Below are 24,779 nucleotides of genomic sequence, written 5' to 3' on the forward strand. Positions count from 1 at the left end.
CGTCCTGATCGTCGGCTACACCGACACCTCGGGCTCGGCCGCCTATAACCTCGGCCTGTCGAACCGTCGTTCGCGCACCGTCGCGGACGCCCTGGTCGCCCAAGGCGTCAACGGCGGCGTCATCGCCCTGGACGGCAAGGGCGAAACCGCCCTGGCCAAGCCGACCGCTGACGGCGTGCGTGAGCCGCTCAACCGTCGCGCGACGATCAACATCAACTTCTAAGCCTGTCCCGACGGTCGGCCTGCTCTTTCAGGCCGACCGAAGACAGACAAGAAGGGTTGAAAGACTGAACGCCGTCTCCGCTTGGAGACGGCGTTTTTCTTGGCCTGAATGCGCCGCGGCGGCCCGGCTTCAAGTTTCGGTTCAGTTGGCAGCTTGAGTCAGCAATGGCGGTGCGGATTCGGCCGATCGAGATTGACGCAACAACGCCTCGCCGGCGCCGATCACCAATGTCGCCGTCAGGACCGCACACACCACGGCGACAGCCGCAAGCTTGAGCGTTTGCGTGAACTCACGACCTTCCGGCGTCACTGGACTCTCCACCTCAACGCCTCGCTCAACCATGAGGGGGCGCGTCGGCGCAAGTCACGGAACAGTGTCCATCCTGCGAAAAGGGGCGGCGCCCAGCGGCGCCGCCCCCTCGAGCTCCATCACTATCGAACCCGATCAGCCCGTGAACGGCCGGATAAGGATCTCGACGCGACGGTTCTGAGCCTTGCCCTCCGGCGTGGCGTTGGAGGCCACTGGATTACGCGAGCTGTTGCCGGCGACGTAGAGCCGCTCGGCGATCACGCCGCGACGAACCAGTTCCGAAGCCACGCTGGCGGCGCGACGCTCGGACAGGGGCTGATTGATGGCGTCTCCGCCGGTCGAGTCGGTGTGGCCGATCACGTCGATGGTTGAGCGGTCATATTCCTGAAGCACCCGCGCCACGTCGTCGAGCACCGGCAGGAAGCGCGGATCGATCGAGGATTGGTTGGTGGCGAAGGTCACATCCGACGGCATGCGCAGAACCAGGTTGTCGCCCTGGCGAGCGACGCCGACGCCGCTGCCGGACAGTTCAGCCTCCATGGCGCGCTGCTGGCGGTCCATGTACTGGCCCACGGCTGCGCCGCCCAGGGCGCCGACACCGGCTCCGATGAGAGCATTCTTGCGGCCCTGTTCGCCGTTTGAAGTGTTTGTCAGATAGCCCAGCAGAGCGCCGCCCAATGCGCCAGCTATGGCGCCGGTGCCGGTGTTGTTGCGGGTCGGTGTCGAGCTGTAGGGGTCGGTCGTGGTGCAGGCCGCCGTTCCCAGCAGGGCTGCAATGGAAACGCTGGCGACAATGATCTTGGCGCGCATGGAATAATCCTTCCGAATTTCTGTCTGGCGTAAAACGCGCGCCTACTGTCAAGGTTCCAAGCTGTACCTCAAGTGAACGAGCGCATTTTGCGCTCCACGGGCAGAGGGAGGGATCGCCCACGAACTGACACGGCCGCGGAATAGGCGTAAGGGAACCGCCGCACATTCTTTAGACCGAGGACGACGCCCCCGTGAGTTCGAGCCCCAACGAAACCGCCCCTGCCGTCACCGTGCGCGCCGTCACGCCCGTGTCGATGAAGCGATATGATGCTGACTTCCAGGGGTTCAGCGACGCTCTGGGCGCCTCGTTCGTGGAGTATGGGTTCGCGGTGGTGGCCGACCATGCGCTGGATGACGCCCGGATCGCCGCAGCTCTTGCCGACGCCAAAAGCTTCTTCGCCCTGCCTGAGGCGGTGAAGCGCCAGTATCATCAACCGGGAACAGGCGGCGCGCGCGGCCTGACCCCGTTCGGCGTGGAAGCGGCCAAAGGGGCCGCATCCGTCGATCTGAAGGAGTTCTGGCATGTCGGGCGCGAGTTGCCGGAGGGCCACCCCTATCGTCGTTTCATGCGCGATAATGTCTGGCCGGTGGAGACGCCCGGATTCAAGGCTAATGTCTATGGCCTGTACGAGGAGCTTGACGCCCTGGGGCGCAAGATCCTGAAGGCTATCGCCCGTTACCTGGACCTCGGCGACGCCTATTTCGAGGACAAGGTCGAGATGGGCAACAGCGTGCTCCGCCTGCTGCACTATCCGCCCGTGCCGGCTGATGCGCCGGGGGTGCGCGCCGGCGCCCATGAGGACATCAATGTCATCACCCTGCTGCTAGGCGCCGAGGAGGCGGGGCTGCAGCTGAAGGAGAAGGACGGCAGCTGGCTGGACATCGCGCCGCCGCCGGGGGCCCTGGTGATCAATATCGGCGACATGCTGCAACGGCTGACCAACCACGTCCTGCCGTCGACGACGCACCGGGTGGTCAATCCTGCGCCGGAGCGGCGTGGCTTCGCCCGCTATTCGACGCCCTTCTTCCTGCACTTCAATCCGGATTTCCTGATCGAAACCCTGCCGAGAGCGATAACGCCGGACAATCCAGACCGCTACGCTGGCAAAGCGATCACCGCCGAAGACTATCTGGCCGAGCGCTTGCGCGAGATCCGGTTGCTGTGACGGTGTCGTTTCATCCTGCGAACCGCAATTAACGCGATATGCGAAGTCGGGTGATTTCGCGACCGATCGCCTGGAAGTCGGCAGAAAGATCCGCGCCCGATTGCGGCAAATAGGCTCTATCCTCGTCGGAGGCGCACTCCTTCAGAATTCGCGCCGCGTCCGTTCCTGATTCGATCGAAAAACCGACGGTGTAGACGATCACGTCCTGGGCCTTTATGGCGGCGCACAGTTCTGCAGCCTGGTCGAACGGGTCGCCGTTTGTGGCGTCGCAGTCGATCTTGTCGTAGGCGTTGCCCGATCCGCCCCCAGCGTCGCGTGCGATGACGCCTTGGCAATAGGGGGTGTTGAACTCCCCGTCCGTCATCAGGATTACAGCCTTGAGCACCTTCGTATTGTCGTAGGCGGCGGCGCTGTTGGACGGCCAAAGTTTGTTGAAATTGCTCGAGACGGCGTACCAGCCCCAGGCTAGTCCGATCTGTCCGGCTGTCGAGCCAGTCACATTCAGGCTGTCCACCAGGGTTGTAAGGGTGGGTATCTCAGCTGTGAGCGGCTGTATGGTCGGTCCTGGGCATGGATTGCCGGCAGATCGGGGCGTTGATCGCGCCATTGCCGGATAGTTCCGACCAACATATGCCCCGACGCCCGGCGCCCGATCATCATAGGCGCCTGCCCCGATGCGCTCGCTAACGCAATTGCTCGCGTCGAAAACCGTAAGAGACTTATAATAATCGTCCCTAAAAATGCGCTTCGCGCAACCATCGCGACCGCACTGTACAGTCCCATTGCTGATATAGTCCGCGTACTGGGCGCCCCCAACGGGAACGGTGAAGGAGTTTTGCGTCACTTCGTAAGCTTCGTACAGCTTGTCGTTTAACGCCGTCATCCCCTTTATCCCTTTGAGCTCAAGGCCTTCTCCAACTGATATTCCGTGGTTCTGAGAGGTGATGGTTATGTAGCAATCGGATCTTGCGCAACGCCGAATCTGCCCGCCTCTATTGTATGTGCCGTAGTTGGTCGTATCGAGCGGATACCAACCCGTTCCATTATTGTAGCGCAGCGTCACCTTGTTCGCGTCAATACGGGTGACTCGAAACACTCTGTCGTTCAGATTGGTCATCCCGCTGACATTGCTGATCCAGACGTAGTCGTCTGTCGCCAAGCCATGGCCGTTTGCGGTGATGACGCCGGGCGACGCGCGGGTCGCCTTACTGATGGCCTTGCCTGTGGCGGCCGCCCACACAGCGCCGGTAATGTTGGTGGGCTGAGCGAGCGGACCTCGTGCGCCGACGGCATATGATCCCATATTCACACCGACCGAATAGGGAACGATGGCCATCTTCGAGTAATAGGGAGTCTGCTTGTTCGCGGGCTGAACAACGAGGTTGATCAGCTGGCGCGCGGCGTTCTTCAGGTCGCCGATCCGATTATTGTTGGCCATTGAGCCCGTAATATCGAGCACCAAGGCGACTTCGACGTCTTTCGACGAGCGGTTGACTTCGGAGTGGGCTGAAATCGGCAGGCTGTCGTCCAGGAGCTGGCCATAGGGCGGCAGGACGATGTTGGCGACCAGGGTCTTCACCTGACCCTGGGCGGTGGCGATCACGACGTTGTTGGCGCTCATGGACACGCTGACGTCGGCGTCATTGATCTTCTCCACCTCCGTGCCCTGAAGGTTGCCGTGCAGGGTCGCCAGGGCGACGCTCTTCAGACCCGCTGGAGTCGTTTCGGAGGAGCGCGCGGCGGCCAGGGTCGCGGCGTCCAGTGCGTCCTGAAACTGCGATCTCGCGGTCGTGATCCTGTGAAGATCAACGCCGCCGAGCGCCAGCATGACGATGACCGGCAGGCTGAGGCCGAAGATCATCGCCACATTGCCGCGCCGGTCGTCGCGCAGGCGCGAGACGAGTTTGCGAAGGCGGCCGACCGCCCGATGGATCGTTTGAGAGGCCAAGTTCGTCGCTTCCCTGCCGGGCGCACCCCGCCCGCATGACGACAGAATGCCGTCATGCGGTTAAGGGAAGGCTGAAGCGTCAGGGTTAACGACGCATAAGGCTCAAGCCTCTGACCAGCCGCAGTCGTGGCCACGATTCTGGACGGTCAGCCATTGGTTCAGAGGCGCGAAATAGTCAGCGACGGCGGAGGCGTCGTTGGCGGTCTCGCCGGTGAAGGCCTGCATGGCCTCGGGCCAGGGCTTGGACTGGCCCATCTCCAGCATGGCGTTGAAACGGGCTCCGACCGCCTCGTTTCCATAGACCGAGCAGCGGTGCAGCGGGCCGGTCCAGCCGGCCTGTTTGCAGGCCGCGCGCTGGAACTGGAACTGGTAGATGTGGGCCAGGAAATAGCGGGTGTAGGGGGTGTTGCCCGGCACGTGATATTTTGCGCCCGGGTCGAAGGCGTTGGTCGGACGCGGCCCCGGCGGGACCAGACCCTGGTATTTCAGCATGTCGGCGGTCCAGGCGGCGTTGTACTGGTCCGGCGACGTCTCGCCGGAGAAGACGCCCCAGCGCCACCGGTCGACCATCAGGCCGAAGGGCAGGAAGGCGATCTTGTCCAGCGCCATCTTCAGCAGGAAGGGAATATCCTCTTCCGCCCCCGGCGTCGTCTTCAGCAGGCCGATCTGGTTCAGATAGGTGGGGGTCAGGGCTGACAGGCCGACGAAGTCGCCGATGGCCTCGTGGAAGCCGTCATTGGCCCCGTTGCGGAACAGCATCGGCTGGTTCTTGTAAGCGCGCTGGTAGTAGTTGTGACCCAGCTCGTGGTGGACGGTGTAGAAGTCGTCGCCGTTGACGTTGGTGCACATCTTGATGCGGATGTCGTCGGCGTTGTCGAGGTCCCAGGCCGAGGCGTGGCAGACGACCTCGCGGTCGCGGGGGCGCACGATCTGGCTGCGTTCCCAGAAGGTCTGGGGCAGAGGGTCAAGACCCAGTGAGACGTAGAAGCCCTCGCCCGTCTTCACCATCTTCACGGGGTCGTAGTCGGCGGTCTTCAGCAGTTCGGTCAGGTCGTAGCTGGAGGCGCCGCCGCTGGTCGGGGCCACGACGTCATAGATATTGCCCCACTGTTGCGACCACATGTTTCCCAGCAGATCGGCGCGGATCGGGCCGTGGTCGGGCTGGACCGCGTCGCCGTATTTGGCGTTCAGCCGGGCGCGGACATAGCAGTGCAGGTTCTCGTAGAAGGGTTTGACCTGCGCCCACAGCCGGTCGGTCTCCTCGGCGAAATCGTCGGCGGGCATGTCGTAGCCGGAACGCCACAGGGCGCCGGTGTCGGCGAAGCCCAGTTCGCGCGCGCCTTCGTTGGCGATCTCGACCATGCGGGCGTAGTCGTTCTTCATCACCGGCGAGATGGTGCGCCAGCCTTCGTACAGGGCCTTGGTCTCGTTCGGGTCGCGGCTGTCGGCCAGGATCAGCGAGGCCTCGTCCAGGGTGATCGGCTGACCCTTGAAGTCGAACTTGCCGGTGGAATAGGTCGAGTCCAGCCGGGTGGTGATCTGCGACAGTTCCTCGGCCGCGCCGGGGCGGTTGGGGGCGGGCAGGACGATGCCGAGCCGCAGCAGGTTCAGCTTGCGGCGGACGACCGGATCGACGGCGACGTCATTGAACCTGGCCGCCTGGTTGGCGAACTGGACCTGAAGCTCGGTCGCCTCGGCGTTGACCTTGGACTCCAGCCACATGGTGTCGAAGGTGATGTTGGTGGCGCGCGCCCACTGCACCCGGGCGGCGTATTCGCCGAAGGTCAGCATCTTGGCCTCGGCGTCGGCGACGAACTGGGTCGCGCCCTCGACGGTCGTCGGATAGTCGGCGCGCAGGCCGGTGGCGGTCACCGGGGCGGGGGTGAAGGTCTGGGCGCCGCCGTCGGCCTGAAGGGGCCGGGCCTCGCCCGAGGTCGTGGTGGCGGCGCAGCCGGCGGTAAGGGCGAGGGCGCAGACCGCGACGGCGGTCATCATCTGACGCTTCATGATGGGATCTCCTGAACAGCGGGCGCAGGAGAGGTCAGGCCTGATCCGCCGTCAAGCGGAGCGGTTCAGCGGAGATTATTCTGGGCTATCGGCCGTCGGCCTATTTGAGCCGGACGCAGGCGTTCAGACCCTCGTTGCGGACCGTCCCCATGGCGGCCTGGATGCGTGAGGCGCGCCGGCGGACATAGGGGCCGGGCGAGGCGGCCTTGTAGCGACGCGGGGCGGGCAGGATGGCGGCGAGACGCGCCGCCTCGCGCGGGGTCAGGTCGGCGGCGTCCTTGCCGAACCAGTGCTGGGCGGCGGCCTGGGCGCCATAGACGCCCGGGGCCCATTCGACCACGTTCAGATAGACCTCCATGATCCGGCGCTTGGACCAGACGGTTTCGATCAGGACGGTGTAGCCGGCCTCCAGCCCCTTGCGGATCCAGTCGCGGCCCGGCCAGAGGAAGACATTCTTGGCGGTCTGCTGGCTGATGGTCGAGCCGCCGCGGATGCGGCCGCCCTCGGCGTTGTGATCCAAAGCCTTCTGGATCGCCTCGATGTCGAAGCCGTGGTGGCTGCAGAAACGGGCGTCCTCGGCGGCGATGGCGGCGTTGACCAGATTGGGCGAGATGTCGTTCAGACCGCGCCACTGATAGTCCAGACCCTCGCCGCGCACGGCCTGGCGCAGCATCAATATGGTCGGGGCGGGCGGCAGGACGGCGACGATCAAGACGCCGCCGATCGGCAGCAGGGCCAGGACCGCCAGGGCGATCAGGGCCGCCCGCAACCAACCCTTTTTCCGCCCGCGCGCCATTAGAGGATCAGGACCCCTGCGGCCCCGCCCTCGTCGGCCCAGGCGACCTTGTCGGCGGCCGGGCTGAGGGACAGGGCGACGATGGAGGGGCCCTTCTCGGCCTTGACGAAGTTCAGACCATGAGAGGCCGGATGGGCGACCCAGACCCGGCCGTCGGTCAGGCCGGCGGCCAGCAGGCCGTGCTCGGTCCGGGCCGAGACCAGATTGACCAGGGTGGTGTCGTCATAGCCGATCTCGGTCGCCTCGCGTCCCATGGGCCCGTTCGAGCCGATGAAGGGCCACAGGACTGCGCCCTGGGCGCCCGAGGTGGCCAGCAGCTGGCCGTTGGCGAGGAATGCCAGCGAGCGGACCTTGGACGGATAGCCGCCCATCCGCAGGTTCTTGGCGTCCTTCAGCCGCCAGCCGTGCAGCTGGCTGTCCTGCATGGTGGTGACCACGAAGGCCCCGTCGGGTGAAAAGGCCACGGCGGTGTGGGATCCGGCCCAGGCCAGTTTGACCGGCTGCTGCTTCTCGATCCGGGCGTACCAGAGGGCGGCGCCGCCGTAGGTCGAGGTGGCGATGCGCCGGCCCTTGGGATCGAAGGCGACGCCGGAGACGGTGCGTTCGTGCTGGAAGTCGCGGCGGAAGCCGGCGTCCTTCGGATCGATCACCGACAGGGTGCGGCCCCAGGAGAAGGCGACCAGGCCGGAGGCGGCCGAGGCGTCGATGGAGTCGATCCACTGGTTCTTTGCGGTGGCCAGGACCATGGCGTCCTCGCCGCGGCGGCTCCAGACCACCTGGCCGTCGTCGCCGCCGGTGACGACGCCCTCGCCGGTCGGATGGACGGCGGCGCAGAGCACGGCGCCGTCATGAGCCTGGACCGTCGCGCCATCCTCGAACCGGACCGAGCCGTCGCCAAGGGCGAAGACGGCGCCGGCGTTGTCGAACAGGGCGGCGGTGACCTGGGCGTCGAAATCGAAGTTCATGCGGGACGCGTTAGCGGGTTGCGGCAGCGGGGGCAAATGGGGGCTTCTTCTCCTTCCCCTTTATGGGGAAGGAGAAGATTATACCGGATCTGTGGGCTTGGGCTCGACCGGCGCCGGCGCGGCCTGGGCCTTGGCGGGTTCGTCCGGGAGGGGGATGAACTCCAGATCGTCCTCGCTGGGCAGGGCCATCCGGCCCGCCTTCCAGTCGGCCTTGGCCTGGTCGATGCGGGCCTGGCTGGAGGCGACGAAATTCCACCAGATCAGGCGTTCGCCGACCGGCTCGCCGCCCAGGACCATGACGGTGGATTGGACCAGGGCCTTGACGGTCGGTTCGGCCGTCGGTTCCAGCACGATCATCTGGCCTTCGTGGAAGGTGCGGTCGCCGACCTCGATGGAGCCCTTGGCCACATAGAGGGCGCGCTCGCTCATGCCGCCGGCGCCCTTGCCGGGAGGCGGCGCGGTGCGGACGCCGGGCTGAAGCTCCCAGTGCACATAGAAGAGGGGCGAGGACACCGGGACGGCCGCCTTGGCGCCATAGGCTTCGCCCGCCACCAGACGCGCAAACAGACCGCCGTTTTCGTAGGCGGGTTGGGCGTCCTCATCCAGGTGATGGAAGGCGGGATCGATCTCCTCGGCCTCGTCGGGCAGGGCGACCCAGGCCTGCATCCCGTGCATCGGCCCGCCCTGGCTGCGCTTCAGCGGATCGGTGCGCTCGGAATGAACGATGCCCTTGCCGGCCGTCATCCAGTTCACCTCGCCGGGGCGGATGACCTGATTATAGCCGAGGTTGTCATGGTGCATGATCTCACCCTCGAACAGATAGGTGAGGGTCGACAGGCCGATGTGCGGGTGCGGCCGCACGTCGATGGCGTCCGAGCCCGGCGCGAACTCGGCCGGCCCCATCTGGTCCAGGAAGATGAAGGGCCCGACCATCCGGCGCGAATGGAAGGGCAGGACGCGGCCGACCTCGAACCCGCCCAGGTCCTTGCGGCGCGCGTCGATCACCAGTTCGATCATGTTCGGCATCCCCTCGGCGGACCAGGGCCCTCAGTGGAAAGGCCCGCCGAACGGCCTTATCCGACGTGAGGGGTCACTATGCCAAGAGGCAGGGCGGTCACATTCTTCACGCCGCGCGTGACGATATGGCTCTCGCAGTCGGAGACGATGCCCAGGGCCAGCAGCTTCTCGCGCAGGAACTTGTCGAAGGCGTGCATGTCCGAGGTGATGATGCGCAGCACATAGTCCTCGCGCCCCGTGATGGTGGCGCACTGGACCACTTCCGGCCATTTGGCGACGGCGCCTTCGAAGATGTCGAGATTCTCGGCCGACGGCAGCATCAGTTTGACGATGGCGTAGACTTCGAAGTCGAGACCCAGAAGCTTGGCGTTCAGCAGGGTGACCCGCTTGGTGATCAGGCCGGAATCCTCCAGTCGTTTGATCCGACGCCAGCAGGGCGAGGCCGACAGACCGACGCGATCCGCGACTTCCGCGACCGACAGACCGGCGTCTTGTTGCAGGATATCCAGGATCCGAGCGTCGATGGGATCGAGTTCGTCCGCCAATGCGTTTCTCCGATTATCGTTATGGCGAAATAAAATACCCTAAATCGGGATTTCGCAAGGTCAAATTGAGCGAGCGCCTGCTTAGGCGCCGTGTTATCAAACGTCCAGAGGAAACTCGGACGGACCCCCGAACGGACATGGACGCCCGCATGAACGACAAAATGAGCCAAAAGAACAGCCGGCCGCTGTCGCTTCGCGTGCCCGAGCCCTCGGGGCGGCCGGGCGATGGGCCGGACTTCAGTCATCTGGTGATGGACGCCCCCGGCGCCGTCGAACGGCCCGAGGTGGGCACGACGCCTTACGAGATGCGCGACCTTGCGTTCCGGTTGATCCGGGTGCTGGACGACGACGGCCAGGCCGTCGGTCCGTGGAATCCGCGTCTGGATCCGGAGACCCTGCGTCGCGGCCTGAAGGCCATGATCCTGACCCGCGCCTTCGACGACCGAATGCACCGCGCCCACCGCCAGGGCAAGACCAGCTTCTACATGAAATGCACCGGCGAGGAGGCCATCGCGGTCGCGCAAGGCATGCTGCTGAGCCGCGAGGACATGGGTTTTCCGACCTATCGCCAGCAGGGGCTGCTGATCGCCCGCGGCTATCCGCTGGTCGAGATGATGAACCAGATCTATTCCAACGCGGCGGACCCGATCAAAGGGCGTCAGCTGCCGATCATGTATTCGGCCAAGGACTACGGCTTCTTCACCATCAGCGGCAATCTGGGCACCCAGGTGCCCCAGGCGGTCGGCTGGGCCATGGCCAGCGCCTACAAGGGCGACGACAAGATCGCCATCAGCTGGATCGGCGACGGCGCCACGGCCGAGGGCGATTTTCACAACGCCCTGACCTTCGCATCCGTCTATCGCGCGCCGGTCATCCTGAACATCGTCAACAACCAGTGGGCCATCAGCTCCTTCCAGGGGATCGCCGGCGGGCTGGAGACCACCTTCGCCTCCAAGGCCATCGGCTATGGACTGCCGGCCCTGCGGGTGGACGGCAACGACTTCCTGGCGGTCTGGGCGGCGACCCAGTGGGCCGAAGAGCGCGCCCGGTCGAACCAGGGGGCGACGGTGATCGAACTGTTCACCTATCGCGGCGCCCCGCACTCGACCTCCGACGATCCCAGCCGCTACCGCCCCGGCGACGAGCACGAGAAATGGCCGCTGGGCGATCCGCTGGAGCGGCTGCGCCAGCACCTGACCGTCATCGGCGAGTGGGATGACGAGCGCCACGCCGTCGCCCTGCGCGAGGCGGTCGAACAGGTCCGCGCCGCCGGCAAGGAATCCGAAGCCATCGGCACCCTGGGACAATCGCGCCCCAGCGTGAAGACGATGTTCGAAGAGGTCTATGCGACCGAAGACTGGCGGCTGATCGAACAGCGCCGCGAGGTGGGGGTCTGACCATGAGCGCGCAAACCACCTTCACCGACGCCGATCGCAACGACGGCGTCGAGCCGGACATGGTCGACCAGAACGCCGCCCCCGCCTCGGAAGCGACCGGCTCGGGCGTGCAGCCGATGAACATGATCCAGGCCCTGAACTCGGCCATCGACGTCAAGATGAGCGAGGACGCCAACGTCCTGTCGTTCGGCGAGGACGCGGGCTATTTCGGCGGGGTCTTCCGCGTCACCGACAAGCTGCAGCAGAAGCACGGCCTGACCCGCAGCTTCGACGCCCCGATCAGCGAATGCGGCATCGTCGCCGCCGCCATCGGCATGGGCGCCTATGGCCTGCGGCCGGTCGTCGAGATCCAGTTCGCCGACTATATCTATCCGGCCTACGATCAGATCGTCTCGGAAGCGGCCAAGATGCGCTATCGCTCGGGCGGCCAGTTCACCAGCCCGATTACGATCCGCAGCCCCTACGGCGGCGGCATCTTCGGCGGCCAGACCCACAGCCAGAGCCCCGAAAGCCTGTTCACTCATATTGCGGGTCTGAAGGTCATCATTCCGTCCAACCCCTATGACGCCAAGGGCCTGTTGATCGCCGCCATCGAGGACGATGATCCGGTCGTCTTCTTCGAACCGAAACGCCTCTACAATGGCCCGTTCGACGGCTGGCACGAGAAGCCGGTCTCGCCGTGGAAGGCGCAGGACCTGGCCCAGGTGCCGGCCGGCAAATATGTCGAGCCCATCGGCAAGGCGCGTGTCATGCGCGAGGGGAACGACGTCACCATCCTGGCCTATGGCACCATGGTCTGGGTCGCCCTGGCCGGCGCCGAACATGCGGGCGTGGACGCCGAGGTCATCGACCTGCGCTCGCTCGTGCCGCTAGACATCGAGACCATCGAGGCCAGCGTGAAGAAGACCGGCCGTTGCGTCATCGTACACGAGGCGCCCAAGACCTCGGGCTTCGGCGGCGAACTGTCGGCCCTGGTTCAGGAGCGCTGCTTCTATCATCTGGAGGCGCCCATCGCGCGCGTCACCGGCTGGGACACGCCCTATCCCCATGCTTTCGAATGGGAATATTTCCCCGGGCCGCAACGGGTCGCAGACGCCTTGAAGAGCGTCATGACCGGAGGACGCTGATATGGGTCGTTTCGTCTTCAAACTGCCCGACGTGGGCGAAGGCACCGCCGAGGCCGAACTGGTCGGCTGGCACGTCAAGGTCGGCGACATGGTCGCCGAGGACCAGATCGTCGCCGACGTCATGACCGACAAGGCCACCGTCGAGATCACCGCCCCGGTGTCGGGCAAGGTCATCGCCCTGCACGGCGAGCCCGGCGCCATGGTGCCGGTGCGCGGGCCCTTGGTGGAGTTCGAGGTCGAGGGGGCGGGGAATGCGGATGAGGCGACGCCCTCCTCCCCGGCTTCGCCGGTGCTCCCCCCAAGGGGGGGAGATCGCGCAGCATCCAAATCTCCCTCCTTGGGGGAGGCGGCGCCGAAGGCGACGGAGGGGGCTGACGCCGCACCCACCGGCAACTACGTCTTCAAACTGCCCGACGTGGGTGAAGGCACGGCCGAGGCCGAGCTGGTCGGCTGGCACGTCAAGGTCGGGGATGCGGTCGAGGAAGACCAGATCATCGCCGACATCATGACCGACAAGGCGACGGTCGAGATCACCTCGCCGGTCGCCGGCGTCGTCGTCGCCCTGTACGGCGAGGCGGGGCAGCAGGTCCCGGTCGGCGGCCCGCTGGTGGCCTTCGATGTGGCGGGCGCCGGAAATGTCGCCAAGAGCCCCGTTCACGCCCCCTCCGTCGCCTCCGGCGACACCTCCAAGGGGGGAGGATCAGCGCCGACGCCCGCCCCGAAATCTCCCCCTCCTGGGGGGAGCGCCCGCGCAGCGGGGGAGGGGGGCAAGTCCGTCCCCCCCGCCCTGACCGGCCCCGCGCCCGGCGAACGCCCGTCCGCCTCGCCCGCCGTGCGCAACCGCGCGCGGGATCTGGGCGTGGACCTGACCTTCGTGCCCGGCTCCGGGCCGGCCGGGCGGATCACGCACGAGGACCTGGACGGTTTCATCGCGCGTGGCGGCGCCCAGCCGGCGACCGCACCGGCGGCCGGCTCGACCTTCGCTCGGGCCGAAGGGACCACCGAGGTCCGCATCATCGGCCTGCGCCGCAAGATCGCGGAGAAGATGGCTGACAGCGTGCGCCGCATTCCCCACATCACCTATGTGGAGGAGATCGACGTCACGGCGCTGGAGGAGCTTCGCGCCCACCTGAACGCGACCAAGGCGAAGGATCAGCCCAAGCTGAACCTGCTGCCCTTCCTCGCCCGCGCCATCGTGGTGGCTCTGCGCGACCAGCCGCAGATCAACGCCCATTATGACGACGAGGCCGGCGTCCTGACCCAGCACGCCCCGGTCCATCTGGGCATCGCCGCCCAGACGCCGAACGGCCTGATGGTGCCGGTGGTCCGCCACGCCGAGGCGCGCGACGCCTGGGACACGGCTCTGGAGATCGCCCGCGTCTCGGGCGCGGCCAAGGACGGTTCGGCCAAGCGCGAGGAACTGTCAGGCTCGACCATCACCATCACCTCGCTGGGGACCCTGGGCGGGGTGGTCCACACCCCGATCATCAACCACCCCGAGGTCGCCATCGTCGGCCCCAACAAGATCGCCGAACGGGTCGTGGTCCGCGACGGCCAGATGGTCGTGCGCAAGATGATGAACCTGTCGTCCAGCTTCGACCACCGGATCGTCGACGGGCATGATGCGGCGGTCTTCGTCCAGCGGATCAAGGGCTTGCTTGAGCAGCCGGCGACGCTTTGGATGGGGTGACCTTAGTGTTCGTTTCGCCCCTTCTGGCCGCTCTGTCACTGCTTGCGGGTGATGAACCTGTTCGGTGCACGGACCTGGACATTAGCCAGGTTAGCGTGATCACAGGCCGAGTGGACCAACTGACAATCCGTCGAGAACAGTCTTCCAGATGGTCGCCGTCTCAGGACGTCTTCTACGAAATCACCGCCACCATTCGTCCGATTCGAACCCTCCGCGGAGCGCGTGTCTCGCGCCCTGCAACAGTAAGGATCACATGCTCGACAGCCTGGCTGGACTTCGCCGGGAGTCGTGGCTGCTCCAGCATGTTCAAAAGAGGTCAGATCGATACGTTCCAGGTCGATCGTCGCACTTACGAAGCTAATCGGGATCCAGTTAGAGACGAAGTGGCGGATTATGATCGCCGAATGTCTCGTCCCCTCCCACGTTGCGAGCGTCAATGACTCAGACCCTAAAAACCAAAGTCCTGATCATCGGCGCGGGCACCGGCGGCTATGTCGCGGGCATCCGTTGCGGCCAGCTGGGGCTGGACACCGTGCTGGTGGACGGCGGCGACGGCCTCGGCGGGACCTGCCTGAACGTCGGCTGTATTCCCTCCAAGGCCATCATCCATGCGGCGGGCAAGTTCGAGACCGTGGCCAAGGCGGCCGGCGGCGGGAACCTGGGCATCACGGCAGCCAAGCCGGCCATCGACCTGAAGCAGACGGTCGAGTGGAAGGACGGGATCGTCCGTAAGCTGAACGCCGGGGTCACGGCCCTGCTGAAGAAGGCCAAGGTCAAGGTCATCAAGGGCTGGGCGGCCTTCGAGGACGCCAAGACCTGCGTGGTGAAAACCGACGACGGCGACATCCGCATCACCGCCGAACACGTGATCCTGGCCACGGGTTCGGAACCGGTCGAACTGCCCTTCCTGCCGTTTGGCGGCGACGTCATCTCCTCGACCGAGGCGCTGAGCCTGTCGGACGTGCCCAAGAAGCTGGTCGTCGTCGGCGGCGGCTATATCGGGCTGGAGCTGGGCATCGCCTTCAGGAAGCTGGGCGCCGAGGTGGCCATCGTCGAAATGGCCGAGCGAATCCTGCCCCTTTATGACAAGGCCCTGACCGATCCGGTTGCGAAGTGGCTGGAGACGCACGGCGTGGAGTTGCACCTGGGGGCGCGGGCCGGCGGGTTCGGGAACGGCAGGCTGAACGTCACGACCAGGGACGGCGAACCGCTGCAACTGGACGCCGACAAGGTGCTGGTCACCGTGGGTCGTCGCCCTCGCACCCAGGGCTGGGGTCTGGAGAATATGGGCGTGGCCATGGCCGGTCCGTTCGTGAAGATCGACAACCGCTGCGCCACCTCGATGAAGAACGTCTGGGCCGTCGGCGACCTGACCGGCGAACCCATGCTGGCCCACAAGGGCTCGGCCCAGGGCGAGGTGGTCGCGGAAATCATCGCCCATTCTTCAGGAAAGGGTGGGCACGACCGGGTGTTCGATCCGGTCGCCATCGCCGCCGTCTGTTTCACCGAGCCGGAAATCGTCTCGGCCGGTCTGGGTCCGAACGATGTCGCGGGCCGTGACGATGTGATCCAGTCCGTCTTCCCCTTCGCCGCCATCGGTCGCGCCCTGGCCATCGAGGCGGGCGAGGACGGCGGCTTCGTGCGGGTCATCGCCTCCAAGTCGGATCACCGCATCCTGGGCGTCCAGGCGGTCGGCCAGCATGTGTCGGAACTCAGCAACAGCTTCGCCCAGATGCTGGAGATGGGGGCTGTGCTGGAAGACGTGGCGGGGACCATCCACGTCCACCCGACCCTGGGCGAGGCCTTCCACGAGGCGTCCCTGCGCGCCCTGGGGCACGCGATCCACATCTGACGGCTAAAGCCGGTCCAGCCGCCTGGCGTGGTTCGCCACCATGCGCAGCGCCAGGCCGTCGGGCAGGAAGCGGGCCAGGCCGGCCATCAGATTGTTCATGACGCCGGGGGTCAGGCTGGGCCGGTTCGCCTCGCAGGCGTCGTAGCCGATGCGGGCGACGCGGGCGGCGTCCATCCACATCCAGGCCGGATAGGCGCTGGACACCTGATCGCGCGAGCCGTTGACGTCGTGAAACTCGGTCAAGGTGTAGCCGGGGTTCAGCACCGTGACGTGGACCCCGGTTCCCAAGGTTTCCAGATACAGGCCCTGGGACGCCTTGATCAGGAAGCTCTTGATCGGTCCATACAGGGTGTCGCCGCCGGTCGCGGGCATCTGGCCGGCCAGGGAGGCGACGTTCAGCACCCGGCCGAAGCGTCGCTCGACCATGCCGGGCAGCAGCAGGCGCGACAGCTCGACCGGCGCCGTCAGCATGACCTGGATCATGGCGCGGTGGGCGGCCAGGTCGGTGTCGAGAAAGCCGGTCACGCGGCTGAAGCCCGCATTATTGACCAGGCCGTCGACGGTCAGGCCGCGCGCCGTGACGGCGGCGATCAGACGTTCGGGCGCCGCTGGGTCCGACAGGTCTTCGGGAAGGACGGTCGCGACGACGCCATGGGCGGCGGACAGGGCCTCGGCCAGGGTCACGAGCGGCCCTTCTCGCCGGGCGGTCAGGATCAGGTCCCAGCCCTCGGCGGCGTAGGTGCGGGCCAGGGCCGCGCCGATGCCGGCGGAGGCGCCCGTGATCAGCACCGTCCGCTTCATGCGTCGATCCGGCGCCGCCCAGGTCCCATGCTCATGCCGCGACGGGGCAGGAGGCGTGGGGCGTATAGGCGGCCAGGGAGAGGGGGTTCTCGTCCAGCAGGTCGGCGATGGTGATCTTGGACAGGGCCTCGGTCGCGGCCTCGTCGGCGGCGGTCAGGGCCTTGGCGACCTGGCGGGGAATATGTTCGCTGATCGGGCAGCCCTTGGCCCCAGCGGGGGGCGAACCGATGTGGGCGCAGCCGTTCACCGCCTTCAGCACCTCGTCCAGTCGGATGTCTTCCGGTTGGCGCAGCAGCCAGGATCCGCCGGTGGCGCCGGGACGGGTGGCGATCAGTCCCGCCTTGGCCAGCAGGGCCGTCACGCGCCGCACCACGACAGGATTGGTCGGGACGGACGCCGCCAGCAAGGCGCTGGGCGCCGCCTGGGCAGGCGAAAAAGCGCCCTTGTGGGCCATATAGGCCAAGGCGTGGGCGGCGACGGGGAAGCGCTGGCTGTCTGACATGGTTGTGTTCCTGTAAGGAAAATAGGCGCTCCTGGACCGAATCACAAATCCTTGTGGTGCAAGGGGAAACCGAATCCCCGCGCCCACGATTGAAGCGGGCGCGGAATGGGCCTAAAGGCTCGCCGCTTTGAAGGGCTCGACCTGTCGTCGGAGACCCGGAGGATACGCATGGCCGGGGATACTCCCCACGACGCGGGCGCTCTCCCCGCCGCGTCGAACACGCCGGACAAACCCACCCACGCCACGGGACCCGAGTCCCACGCTCCAGGGGGCCAGATCGCCAAGCACGGCGGCTTCTGGGCCCTGACCCTGGGCGCGATCGGCGTGGTGTTCGGCGACATAGGCACCAGCCCGCTTTACGCCCTGCGTGAAGCCATCGCCCACGCCCAGTCGGGCGTCGGCGGCGACCTGGCCGTGATCGGCGTCGTCTCCCTGGCCTTCTGGGCCCTGATGGTGGTGGTGACGTTCAAATACGTCTTCTTCCTGATGCGCGCCGACAACAAGGGCGAAGGCGGCACCCTGTCGCTGATGGCCCTGGCCCAGTTCGCGGTCGGCCGGCGCAGCGCCTGGATCTTCATCCTGGGCGTCTGCGGCGCGGCCCTCTTCTATGGCGACGGCATCATCACGCCCGCCATTTCGGTTCTGTCGGCCGTCGAGGGCCTGCAGGACGCGCCGGGCCTGTCGGGCAAGCTCGATCCGTTCATCGTGCCGATCTCGGCCGGAATCCTGATCGCCCTGTTCATGGCCCAGTCGCGCGGCACCGCCAGCCTGGCCAAATATTTCGGCCCGATCACCGCCGTCTGGTTCCTGTGCCTGGGCGGGCTGGGCCTGTACCACATCTTCGACGACGTCAGCGTGCTGCGCGCCCTGTCGCCCCACTATGGCGTCATGCTGCTGTTGAAGGACGGTTTCCTGGGCTTCATCATCCTGGGCAGCGTCTTCCTGGCCGTGACCGGCGCGGAGGCCCTGTATGCGGACATGGGCCATTTCGGAAAGGCGCCGATCCGCATGGGCTGGCTGGCCTTCGTCCTGCCCTGCCTGACGCTGAACTATCTGGGCCAGGGCGCCCTGATCCTCGACAATCCCGGCTCGGCCGAAAACCCGTTCTGGAACATGGTGCCCGAGTTCGCCTACTGGCCCATGCTGATCCTGGCCACGGCCGCCACCGTCATCGCCTCGCAGGCCGTGATCACCGGCGCCTTCTCGGTCACCCAACAGGCTGTCCAGTTGGGCCTTCTGCCGCGCATCGACATCCGCAACACCTCCGAAACCCAGGCCGGCCAGATCTTCGTGCCGGCGGTCAACAGCTTCCTGATGATCGGGGTGCTGGTCTTGCTGGTCGTGTTCCAGAGCTCGCACAATCTGACCGCCGCCTATGGCGTGGCCGTCACGGGGACCATGCTGGTCAATACGCTGATGGCCTATTCGGTGATCCGCAAGGGCTGGAAATGGCCGATGTGGGCGGTGGCCGGGACCCTGGTTCCGTTCGCCTTCATCGACAGCGTCTTCCTGACCTCCAACCTGCTGAAGATCCCAGACGGCGCCTGGATGCCGTTGGTCCTGGGCGCCTGCCTAGTCCTGATCATGTGGACCTGGGTGCGCGGCACCCAGATCCTGACGGCCAAGACCCGCAAGGACAGCCTGCCGCTGAACGACCTGATCGAGATGCTTCAGGCCCGACCGCCGCACCGCGCGCCTGGCACCGCGATCTTCCTGACCAGCGATCCCGACGTGGCGCCGGTCGCCCTAATGCACAATCTCAAGCACAACAAGGTGTTGCACGAGAAGAACGTCATCCTGACCGTGCGCACCTCCGAACGGCCGCGCGTCAAGGAAGCCGACCGGGTGCGGATGGAGCCGATCAACGACGACTTCAAGAAGCTGACCATCACCTATGGCTTCATGGAGACGCCGAACGTGCCCCGCGCCCTGGGTCTGTGCCGCAAACAGGGACTGAAGTTCGACATCATGTCGACCAGCTTCTTCCTGGGCCGCCGTTCGCTGATCCCGTCGGCGCGCCAGGGCATGCCCCTGTGGCAGGACCGGCTGTTCATCTTCCTGATGCGCAACGCCGCCAACCCGACCGACTTCTTCCATATCCCGCCCGGCCGTGTGGTCGAGCTGGGCGCGCAGGTGGCCGTATGAGTTCCGAAGGACGTGGTTCTGAAGGACGGGGCGGCGGTCACAGCTCACAGGCGCGCGGTCGCCGCATGGCGACCAAGGGCCGGCCGCGCCCGGCGCCGGTCGAGGTGGCGCAAGCTCCGTCGCAGGACGACATCGGCGTCGAGGCCCGGGTGGTGGCGGGCATCCTGCTGAACGCCGCGCTTGAGAAGCGCAACGGCCTGGACGAGGCCCTGTCCCAGCCCGCCGCCCGCGCGCTGGAGCCCGTCGACCGCGCCTTCGCCCGCGCCGTGGCCATGGCCGCCCTGCGTCGTCTGGGCGAGATCGACCAGATCCTGAACCGCCGTCTGCAGAAGTCGCCGCCCGAGGCGGTCCGCACCCTGATGCGCATCGCCCTGGCCCAGACCCTGGTGCTGGAGACCCCCGCCTTCGCCGCCGTGTCCACGGCCGTGAAGCTGGCCGAGCGCGATCCCAAGACCCGGCCCTACAAGAATCTGGTCAACGCCGTGCTGCGCGGCGTCGGCCGCGACGGCCCCGGCCTGACCACGGCTGAGAGCAATCTGCCCGACTGGATCGCCGCTCGCTGGAAGGCGACCTATGGCGAGGCCGCCCTCACCGGCCTGGCCCTGGCCGCCCGTGAGGAGCCGGCGACGGATCTCAGCCTCAAGCCCGGCGTCGATCCTGCCGCCGTGGCCGCCGCCGTCGAGGGCGAGGCGCTTGAGGGCGGCACCGTCCGCACCGGCCGTCGCGGCGACGTCGCGACCTGGCCCGGATTCGACGACGGCGACTGGTGGGTCCAGGACGCCGCCGCCGCCGTTCCGGGCCGTCTGCTGGGCGTCAAGCCCGGCGAGACCGCCCTGGACATGTGCGCCGCTCCTGGCGGCAAGACCCTGCAACTGGCCGCCGCCGGCGCCTCGGTTGTCGCCCTGGACCGCTCGGCCCCGCGCCTGAAGCGCCTCAGCCAGAATCTCGAGCGCACCGGCCTGACCGCCGAAGTGATCGCCGTCCCGGCCGAGGACTGGGAGGATGACCGCCGCTTCGACGCCGTGCTTCTGGACGCCCCCTGCACCGCCACAGGCACCTTCCGCCGCAACCCCGAAGTCCTGCGCGCCACCAAGCCGGCCGAGGTCGCCAAACTGGCCGACGTCCAGCACCGGCTGCTCGACGCCGCCGCCGAACGGGTCAAGCCGGGCGGCCGTCTGGTCTATTGCACCTGTTCCCTGGAGCGCGAGGAGGGCGAGACCCAGGTGATCGCCTTCCTGCGCCGCAACCCCGGTTTCCGCACCGTCGCGGCGGACCCTGCGGCCCTGGGCGCCCCGCCCGAGGCCCTGACGCTCGAAGGCTGGCTGCGCATCCTGCCGTCCATGTGGGCCGAACACGGCGGTCTGGACGGCTTCTTCGCCGCCAAGCTGGAACGGATCGCCTAGGGTTTTCGAGACGCGCGGTTCGACGCGGACAGGGTGTCGGCGGATTTGCGCAGTTCGGCGTAATCCCGCTCGATCCTCGCTTTTTCCTGCGCCTTCCGCTCGGCGTCGAAGGCCTTGTAGGCCGCCTTGGCGTAGCGGTCGGCGTCGTCTCGGGACACGCGCCCGCCGTCGGTAAGTACGACGCGGCCCAGCCCTTTCAACTGCGCATCCAGCAGGGCCGCCGCCTCGGCCATGGTCGTCAGACGGCTGGTCTCCAGCTGATCCTCGAAGATGGTCAGCAACAGGTCGGTCAGCCGGTTCAACTCCCGCACCTCGCCCGGCGCCAGGAAGTTCTTGGCCACGGTCGCATCGGCCGCGCCGATCCGTTCGCCCTTCCAGGTCTGCAAGCCCATGTCGGCCGCCGCCGGGTCTGCGCGCGCCACCAGCACCTCGGCGGGCGTCTGGCTTGTCACGGCGAAGCAGAGCTTGGCCTGGGTATTGCGATAGAAGGTTCGCCAAGCGTCCGACTTGGGGTCATAATCCTGGCACAGGCTGCAGATGCGTCGGATTTCCGCATAGAGATTCGCTTCCTCGCTGCGAATGTCGCGGATGATGTCGCGCAGTTCGCGGATGCGATCCTGCTCGCCACCAGCCTTCATCCGCTCGGCGTCGACGACGAAGCCGCGCGTGGCGAAGCGGATCAACACCGCCGTCGCCCAGCGACGAAACAGGGTCGCCTGCGCCGAACTGACCCGGTAGCCGACCGAGATCACCATATCGAGGCTGTAGGCCCTGACCATGCGATCTGCCGGCCCCTTAATTTGCATAAAATGCAAATCGGCGGCCTCGCCCAATTCGCCCTCTTCCAGAATGGCGGCGATGTGGCGCGAAATCACGGAGACGTCGCGGCCGAATAGGCCCGCGATCTGGGCCTGGCTCATCCACAGGGCGTCGCCGTCGAAGCGGATCTCGACCCGCGCCCCGTCATGGGCGCCATAGATCAGGAAGCGGTCGCCGGACCCGTCCTCGAACACTCGGACCGGTTCCGCGGCGGACAGGTCTTCCATCGACATCGGGGCTTCCAGGGTGGATTTGGCGTGAACAAGAGTAGAACACGGCGGATCGTCTTCGCCAAGCCGGTTGCTCGACCCGCCTCGCCGCCTTATCCCGTGGCCATGGCCCTCACCCCCCTGATCTGCCCGTCCATCCTCGCCAGCGATTTCGCGCGGCTGGGAGAAGAGGTCCGCGCGCTGGAAGCCGCGGGCGCCGACTGGATCCATGTCGATGTGATGGACGGTCATTTCGTGCCGAACATCACCCTGGGTCCGGACATCGTGAAGGCGATCCGTCCGCACACCAGCCTGCCGTTCGACGTGCACCTGATGGTGGCGCCGGTCGATCCCTGGCTGGAAGCCTACCGTGACGCCGGGGCCGACCTGCTGACCGTCCATCCCGAAAGCGGGCCGCACCTGCACCGCACCCTGGCCCGCATCCGCCAGCTGGGGGCCAAGGCCGGGGTGGTGTTCAATCCGGCCACCCCCCTGTCGATCCTCGAAGAGGTGGTCGATCTGGTGGACCTGGTGCTGATCATGTCGGTCAATCCCGGCTTCGGCGGACAGAAATTCATCGACAGTTCGCTGCGCAAGATCGCCGGCGCCCGCGCCATTCTGGACCGCGCCGGATCGACGGCCCATCTACAGGTGGACGGGGGCGTGACCTCGGCCAATGCGGCGGCCTGCGTCGCGGCCGGGGCCGACGCCCTGGTCGCCGGCTCCTTCGTGTTCAAGGGCGATTATGCGACCAATATCGCCGCCCTGAAGGCCGTCCCGGCCGCCGCGTGAGCCCGATCAGTCCCTTCGCCCCGCGCGGCGCCGAAGCCACGCCAGACCTGGCCTCGGGTCAGATCCCCGGCTTGGCCGGCGCGCCGGTGCGAACCCCGGTGCGGTCGGGCGAGACGGCGACCGGACCGGGCCTGTGGCCGGCCATCGCCGGACGCCTGGTCACCCGTCAACTGTGGATCGAGCTGTACGGCCTGCCGGGTTACAGCCTGACGCTGAGCCCGTTCCTGGGCGGGGGCAAGGTCACGGCCTTCGCGGCCACGCCGCGCGATTTCCGGCCGCACGATCCGGCGCCGGGCAAGAATCTGCTGGTCGGTCGTTTCGTTCTGGCCGGCGCCTCGATGGAGGTCGAGGCGCCGGCGGATCCGTGGAACCGCCCCAGCCCGTCGCGTCCCTTCGCCGTAGAACTCCATGCCTTCAACTGGCTGCCGGCCTTGATGGCCCAGGGGGAGCGGGGCGCGCGCGAGGCCTTGCGTCTGACGCTCGCCTGGGCGGACACCTTCGCGCGTTGGTCGCCCTTCGCCTGGGGCCCCGAAATTCTGCCGCGCCGGGTGATCAACCTGGCCTGCGCCGCCCGCAAGATGGGCGCGGTCGCGACCGAGGCCGAGCGGCTGAAACTGGCCGACAGCCTGGCGCGCCAGACCCGACAGCTGCTGCGCCCGCCCGGCGGCCTGGCGACCCGGGCCGAACGGTTGACGGCGGCGGCTGTCGGCGGCTGCGTCCTGGCCGGGGCGCCGGGTCAGGCCTTGCGGCGGCGCGCGCTGGGCGGCCTGACGAGCGCCTTGAAGACCACGGTCCTGGACGACGGCGGCCATGCGTCACGCAGTCCCGAGGCCGGGTTGGAGCTGTTGCTCGACCTGCTGACCCTGGACGACGCCCTGGCCCAGCTGTCCGAGCCGACGCCGGACGCCGTGTCGGGCGCCATCGCCCGCCTGACGCAGGGCCTGCGGCTTCTGACCCTGCCCGACGGTCGCCTGGCCAGTTTCCAGGGCGGGGGACCGTCCACCGTCGCCCGTGTCGCCGCCGCCCGCGCCCATGACGAGACCGCCACGACCAAGGGCGATCCCGCTCATCCGCCGACCGGAACCGTCGCCGGCCTGACGCGGATCGCCAGCCCCTTGCTGGCCATCATCGCCGACGCCGCCACGCCGGCTGGGGGCGCCTGGGGGGCGTCCGCCTGCGCCCAGCCGATGGCGCTGGAGATCGCCTGCGGCAAGGACCGGCTGGTGACCGGCTCCGGCTGGACCCCGCGGGCGACGGATCGTCAGGCCCTGCGGCTGACGCCCGGCCATTCGACCCTGACCCTGGGCGAGCGGTCGCTGAACGAGCCGCTGGGCGGCTGGAAGGGCGAACTGCTGGGTCCACGCCTGGTCGGGCCGCCCATCCATGTCACCACCGACCAGCGCGACGGCGACGGCGCCGTCTGGCTGGACATGGAGCATGACGGCTGGAACGAGGCCTTCGGCCTGAACCACCAGCGCCGTCTCTATCTGGACCAGCGGATGGACGAACTGCGCGCTGAGGAGAAGCTGTTCCCGACGCCGGGCCGCAAGGAGATGATCCGCCAGATCGCGGCCCCCTACGCCATCCGCTTCCATCTGGAGCCGGGGGTCCAGGCCTCGCTGGCGCGGGACCGCCGCTCGATCCTGTTGCGCGGCGCCTCGGGCCGGGGCTGGTGGTTCCGCACCGACGGGCCGGATGTGGCCATCGAGCCCAGCGTCCATATCGACGCCGGCCTGACCCGCCGCTCGCTGCAGATCGTCGTGCGCGGCTCGGCCCGCACCGACAGCGAAAGCCGAATCCGCTGGAAGCTGAGCCCGGCGGGCGCGAGCGGCGATCCGACGTGACCGACGCCGGCCGCCTGCGGATCGTGCGCGGTCTGCATACGGCCATCTATATCGTCATGTCCGTGGCCTGTTTCGCCGTCCTCTACGCTGGGATTTCGGGGCGAAGCGGGCCGTGGCTTTACGTCGCCCTGACCCTGGTGGCCATTGAGGTCGTGGTCTTCGTCGGCTTCGGCCTGAAGTGCCCTCTGACGGCCGTCGCCGTCCGCTACGGCGCCCGCCCGGACGGCGCCTATGACACCTTCTTTCCCGAGCGATGCACGCGTCACACCTTTCGGGTCTTCGGTCCGTTGATCGCGCTTGGGCTGATCCTCAACGCGCTTCGCTGGTTCGGCCTGCTCTGATCCGTCCGCATACGGGGTGACGCACGGGCGCCCCGGTGCTAGACGCCGCGCCATCCTCCCCCAGCCTTTAC

22 protein-coding genes are annotated in these 24,779 nt (G+C 67.1%); 11 read left to right on the top strand and 11 right to left on the bottom strand.

The window, feature by feature from the left end; translation table 11 throughout:
- Positions 1 to 223 (top strand): OmpA family protein (locus ER13_RS07975; RefSeq protein WP_035308219.1); only part of this gene is annotated, 223 nt, incomplete at its 5' end.
- A 141-nt stretch (positions 224 to 364) separates the two neighbouring features.
- Here ER13_RS07975 and ER13_RS18395 read toward each other — a convergent pair.
- Positions 365 to 532 carry a hypothetical protein gene (locus tag ER13_RS18395; RefSeq protein ID WP_154726312.1) on the bottom strand — a complete coding sequence of 56 codons (168 nt, stop codon included), beginning with the start codon at positions 530 to 532 and terminating at the stop codon, positions 365 to 367.
- Between the two features lie 135 nt (positions 533 to 667).
- Positions 668 to 1,342 carry an OmpA family protein gene (locus ER13_RS07980; protein ID WP_008261238.1) on the bottom strand — a complete coding sequence of 225 codons (675 nt, stop codon included), beginning with the start codon at positions 1,340 to 1,342 and terminating at the stop codon, positions 668 to 670.
- A gap of 254 nt (positions 1,343 to 1,596) precedes the next feature.
- Between ER13_RS07980 and ER13_RS07985 the strand changes: the two genes are divergently transcribed.
- Positions 1,597 to 2,508, top strand: coding sequence for an isopenicillin N synthase family oxygenase (locus tag ER13_RS07985; RefSeq protein ID WP_035308245.1), 912 nt, complete (start codon positions 1,597 to 1,599; stop codon positions 2,506 to 2,508).
- A gap of 28 nt (positions 2,509 to 2,536) precedes the next feature.
- On the opposite strand, the gene ER13_RS07990 is transcribed toward ER13_RS07985, so the two are convergent.
- The 6 genes from ER13_RS07990 to ER13_RS08015 form a co-directional block, all read right to left on the bottom strand.
- Positions 2,537 to 4,456: a TadE/TadG family type IV pilus assembly protein gene (locus ER13_RS07990; RefSeq protein WP_052004998.1), complete on the bottom strand. Its 1,920-nt coding sequence runs from the start codon at positions 4,454 to 4,456 to the stop codon at positions 2,537 to 2,539.
- A 102-nt stretch (positions 4,457 to 4,558) separates the two neighbouring features.
- Positions 4,559 to 6,463 (bottom strand): M2 family metallopeptidase, encoded by a 1,905-nt coding sequence (locus ER13_RS07995; RefSeq protein WP_035308221.1) that lies wholly within the window; start codon positions 6,461 to 6,463, stop codon positions 4,559 to 4,561.
- 100 nt (positions 6,464 to 6,563) lie between these two features.
- Positions 6,564 to 7,259, bottom strand: coding sequence for a monofunctional biosynthetic peptidoglycan transglycosylase (gene mtgA / locus ER13_RS08000; RefSeq protein ID WP_035308223.1), 696 nt, complete (start codon positions 7,257 to 7,259; stop codon positions 6,564 to 6,566).
- Positions 7,259 to 8,224, bottom strand: coding sequence for a WD40 repeat domain-containing protein (locus ER13_RS08005; RefSeq protein ID WP_035308224.1), 966 nt, complete (start codon positions 8,222 to 8,224; stop codon positions 7,259 to 7,261). Before ER13_RS08005 ends, mtgA begins: the two co-directional genes overlap by 1 nt.
- A 78-nt stretch (positions 8,225 to 8,302) precedes the next feature.
- Positions 8,303 to 9,241, bottom strand: coding sequence for a pirin family protein (locus ER13_RS08010; protein ID WP_035308226.1), 939 nt, complete (start codon positions 9,239 to 9,241; stop codon positions 8,303 to 8,305).
- Between the two features lie 56 nt (positions 9,242 to 9,297).
- The gene (locus tag ER13_RS08015) at positions 9,298 to 9,786 is read right to left on the bottom strand and encodes an Lrp/AsnC family transcriptional regulator (RefSeq protein ID WP_008259105.1); all 489 of its coding nucleotides are present in this window, start codon (positions 9,784 to 9,786) and stop codon (positions 9,298 to 9,300) included.
- A gap of 149 nt (positions 9,787 to 9,935) precedes the next feature.
- Here ER13_RS08015 and ER13_RS08020 point away from each other — a divergent pair, with 149 nt between their 5' ends.
- The 4 genes from ER13_RS08020 to lpdA all read left to right on the top strand — a co-directional run bounded on the left by ER13_RS08020 (position 9,936) and on the right by lpdA (position 15,852).
- The gene (locus ER13_RS08020) at positions 9,936 to 11,183 is read left to right on the top strand and encodes a thiamine pyrophosphate-dependent enzyme (RefSeq protein ID WP_231492503.1); all 1,248 of its coding nucleotides are present in this window, start codon (positions 9,936 to 9,938) and stop codon (positions 11,181 to 11,183) included.
- Positions 11,184 to 11,242: 59 nt separating this feature from the next.
- Positions 11,243 to 12,310 (top strand): alpha-ketoacid dehydrogenase subunit beta, encoded by a 1,068-nt coding sequence (locus ER13_RS08025; protein WP_081836178.1) that lies wholly within the window; start codon positions 11,243 to 11,245, stop codon positions 12,308 to 12,310.
- 1 nt (position 12,311) lies between these two features.
- Positions 12,312 to 14,000, top strand: coding sequence for a 2-oxo acid dehydrogenase subunit E2 (locus ER13_RS08030; RefSeq protein WP_081836177.1), 1,689 nt, complete (start codon positions 12,312 to 12,314; stop codon positions 13,998 to 14,000).
- 436 nt (positions 14,001 to 14,436) lie between these two features.
- Positions 14,437 to 15,852, top strand: coding sequence for a dihydrolipoyl dehydrogenase (lpdA, locus tag ER13_RS08035; protein ID WP_035308229.1), 1,416 nt, complete (start codon positions 14,437 to 14,439; stop codon positions 15,850 to 15,852).
- Between the two features lie 3 nt (positions 15,853 to 15,855).
- Here the strand turns inward: lpdA and ER13_RS08040 are convergent, their stop codons facing one another.
- Entirely contained in the window at positions 15,856 to 16,653 is a 798-nt protein-coding gene (locus tag ER13_RS08040; RefSeq protein ID WP_035308231.1) for an SDR family oxidoreductase, read from the bottom strand.
- 31 nt (positions 16,654 to 16,684) lie between these two features.
- Positions 16,685 to 17,155 (bottom strand): Rrf2 family transcriptional regulator, encoded by a 471-nt coding sequence (locus ER13_RS08045; RefSeq protein ID WP_035308233.1) that lies wholly within the window; start codon positions 17,153 to 17,155, stop codon positions 16,685 to 16,687.
- Between the two features lie 168 nt (positions 17,156 to 17,323).
- On the opposite strand from ER13_RS08045, the gene ER13_RS08050 reads away from it, so the two are divergent.
- Together ER13_RS08050 and ER13_RS08055 are read left to right on the top strand one after the other, a co-directional pair.
- Complete coding sequence (locus ER13_RS08050) at positions 17,324 to 19,300, top strand: potassium transporter Kup (RefSeq protein WP_035308235.1); 1,977 nt, start codon at positions 17,324 to 17,326, stop codon at positions 19,298 to 19,300.
- 65 nt (positions 19,301 to 19,365) lie between these two features.
- On the top strand, positions 19,366 to 20,703 hold the full coding sequence (locus tag ER13_RS08055) for an RsmB/NOP family class I SAM-dependent RNA methyltransferase (protein WP_052004999.1): 1,338 nt from the start codon (positions 19,366 to 19,368) through the stop codon (positions 20,701 to 20,703).
- Here the strand turns inward: ER13_RS08055 and rhuM are convergent.
- Positions 20,700 to 21,755, bottom strand: coding sequence for a RhuM family protein (rhuM, locus tag ER13_RS08060; protein ID WP_008260382.1), 1,056 nt, complete (start codon positions 21,753 to 21,755; stop codon positions 20,700 to 20,702). The two genes, ER13_RS08055 and rhuM, sit on opposite strands and share 4 nt — an antisense overlap.
- Before the next feature lie 102 nt (positions 21,756 to 21,857).
- Here rhuM and rpe point away from each other — a divergent pair, with 102 nt between their 5' ends.
- Genes rpe through ER13_RS08075 form a run of 3 tightly spaced genes read left to right on the top strand, consistent with a single transcriptional unit; the run spans position 21,858 to position 24,708 of the window.
- Positions 21,858 to 22,523, top strand: coding sequence for a ribulose-phosphate 3-epimerase (rpe, locus tag ER13_RS08065; RefSeq protein WP_035308238.1), 666 nt, complete (start codon positions 21,858 to 21,860; stop codon positions 22,521 to 22,523).
- Complete coding sequence (locus tag ER13_RS08070) at positions 22,520 to 24,367, top strand: heparinase II/III family protein (RefSeq protein ID WP_035308242.1); 1,848 nt, start codon at positions 22,520 to 22,522, stop codon at positions 24,365 to 24,367. Before rpe ends, ER13_RS08070 begins: the two co-directional genes overlap by 4 nt.
- The gene (locus ER13_RS08075) at positions 24,364 to 24,708 is read left to right on the top strand and encodes a hypothetical protein (RefSeq protein ID WP_008264109.1); all 345 of its coding nucleotides are present in this window, start codon (positions 24,364 to 24,366) and stop codon (positions 24,706 to 24,708) included. Before ER13_RS08070 ends, ER13_RS08075 begins: the two co-directional genes overlap by 4 nt.
- Positions 24,709 to 24,779 lie beyond the last annotated feature (71 nt).

The organism is Brevundimonas sp. EAKA, assembly GCF_000698025.1.
Lineage (GTDB): Bacteria > Pseudomonadota > Alphaproteobacteria > Caulobacterales > Caulobacteraceae > Brevundimonas > Brevundimonas mediterranea_A.

What these genes read in the sequence shown, in the direction of transcription:
- ER13_RS07980 (WP_008261238.1), bottom strand. Translation starts at nt 1,342, where the DNA reads ATGCGCGCCAAGATCATTGTCGCCAGCGTTTCCATTGCAGCCCTGCTG.
- ER13_RS07985 (WP_035308245.1), top strand. Translation starts at nt 1,597, where the DNA reads ATGAAGCGATATGATGCTGACTTCCAGGGGTTCAGCGACGCTCTGGGC.
- ER13_RS07995 (WP_035308221.1), bottom strand. Translation starts at nt 6,463, where the DNA reads ATGAAGCGTCAGATGATGACCGCCGTCGCGGTCTGCGCCCTCGCCCTT.
- mtgA (WP_035308223.1), bottom strand. Translation starts at nt 7,259, where the DNA reads ATGGCGCGCGGGCGGAAAAAGGGTTGGTTGCGGGCGGCCCTGATCGCC.
- ER13_RS08005 (WP_035308224.1), bottom strand. Translation starts at nt 8,224, where the DNA reads ATGAACTTCGATTTCGACGCCCAGGTCACCGCCGCCCTGTTCGACAAC.
- ER13_RS08010 (WP_035308226.1), bottom strand. Translation starts at nt 9,241, where the DNA reads ATGATCGAACTGGTGATCGACGCGCGCCGCAAGGACCTGGGCGGGTTC.
- ER13_RS08020 (WP_231492503.1), top strand. Translation starts at nt 9,936, where the DNA reads ATGAACGACAAAATGAGCCAAAAGAACAGCCGGCCGCTGTCGCTTCGC.
- ER13_RS08025 (WP_081836178.1), top strand. Translation starts at nt 11,243, where the DNA reads ATGGTCGACCAGAACGCCGCCCCCGCCTCGGAAGCGACCGGCTCGGGC.
- ER13_RS08030 (WP_081836177.1), top strand. Translation starts at nt 12,312, where the DNA reads ATGGGTCGTTTCGTCTTCAAACTGCCCGACGTGGGCGAAGGCACCGCC.
- lpdA (WP_035308229.1), top strand. Translation starts at nt 14,437, where the DNA reads ATGACTCAGACCCTAAAAACCAAAGTCCTGATCATCGGCGCGGGCACC.
- ER13_RS08040 (WP_035308231.1), bottom strand. Translation starts at nt 16,653, where the DNA reads ATGAAGCGGACGGTGCTGATCACGGGCGCCTCCGCCGGCATCGGCGCG.
- ER13_RS08045 (WP_035308233.1), bottom strand. Translation starts at nt 17,155, where the DNA reads ATGTCAGACAGCCAGCGCTTCCCCGTCGCCGCCCACGCCTTGGCCTAT.
- ER13_RS08050 (WP_035308235.1), top strand. Translation starts at nt 17,324, where the DNA reads ATGGCCGGGGATACTCCCCACGACGCGGGCGCTCTCCCCGCCGCGTCG.
- ER13_RS08055 (WP_052004999.1), top strand. Translation starts at nt 19,366, where the DNA reads ATGGCGACCAAGGGCCGGCCGCGCCCGGCGCCGGTCGAGGTGGCGCAA.
- rhuM (WP_008260382.1), bottom strand. Translation starts at nt 21,755, where the DNA reads ATGTCGATGGAAGACCTGTCCGCCGCGGAACCGGTCCGAGTGTTCGAG.
- rpe (WP_035308238.1), top strand. Translation starts at nt 21,858, where the DNA reads ATGGCCCTCACCCCCCTGATCTGCCCGTCCATCCTCGCCAGCGATTTC.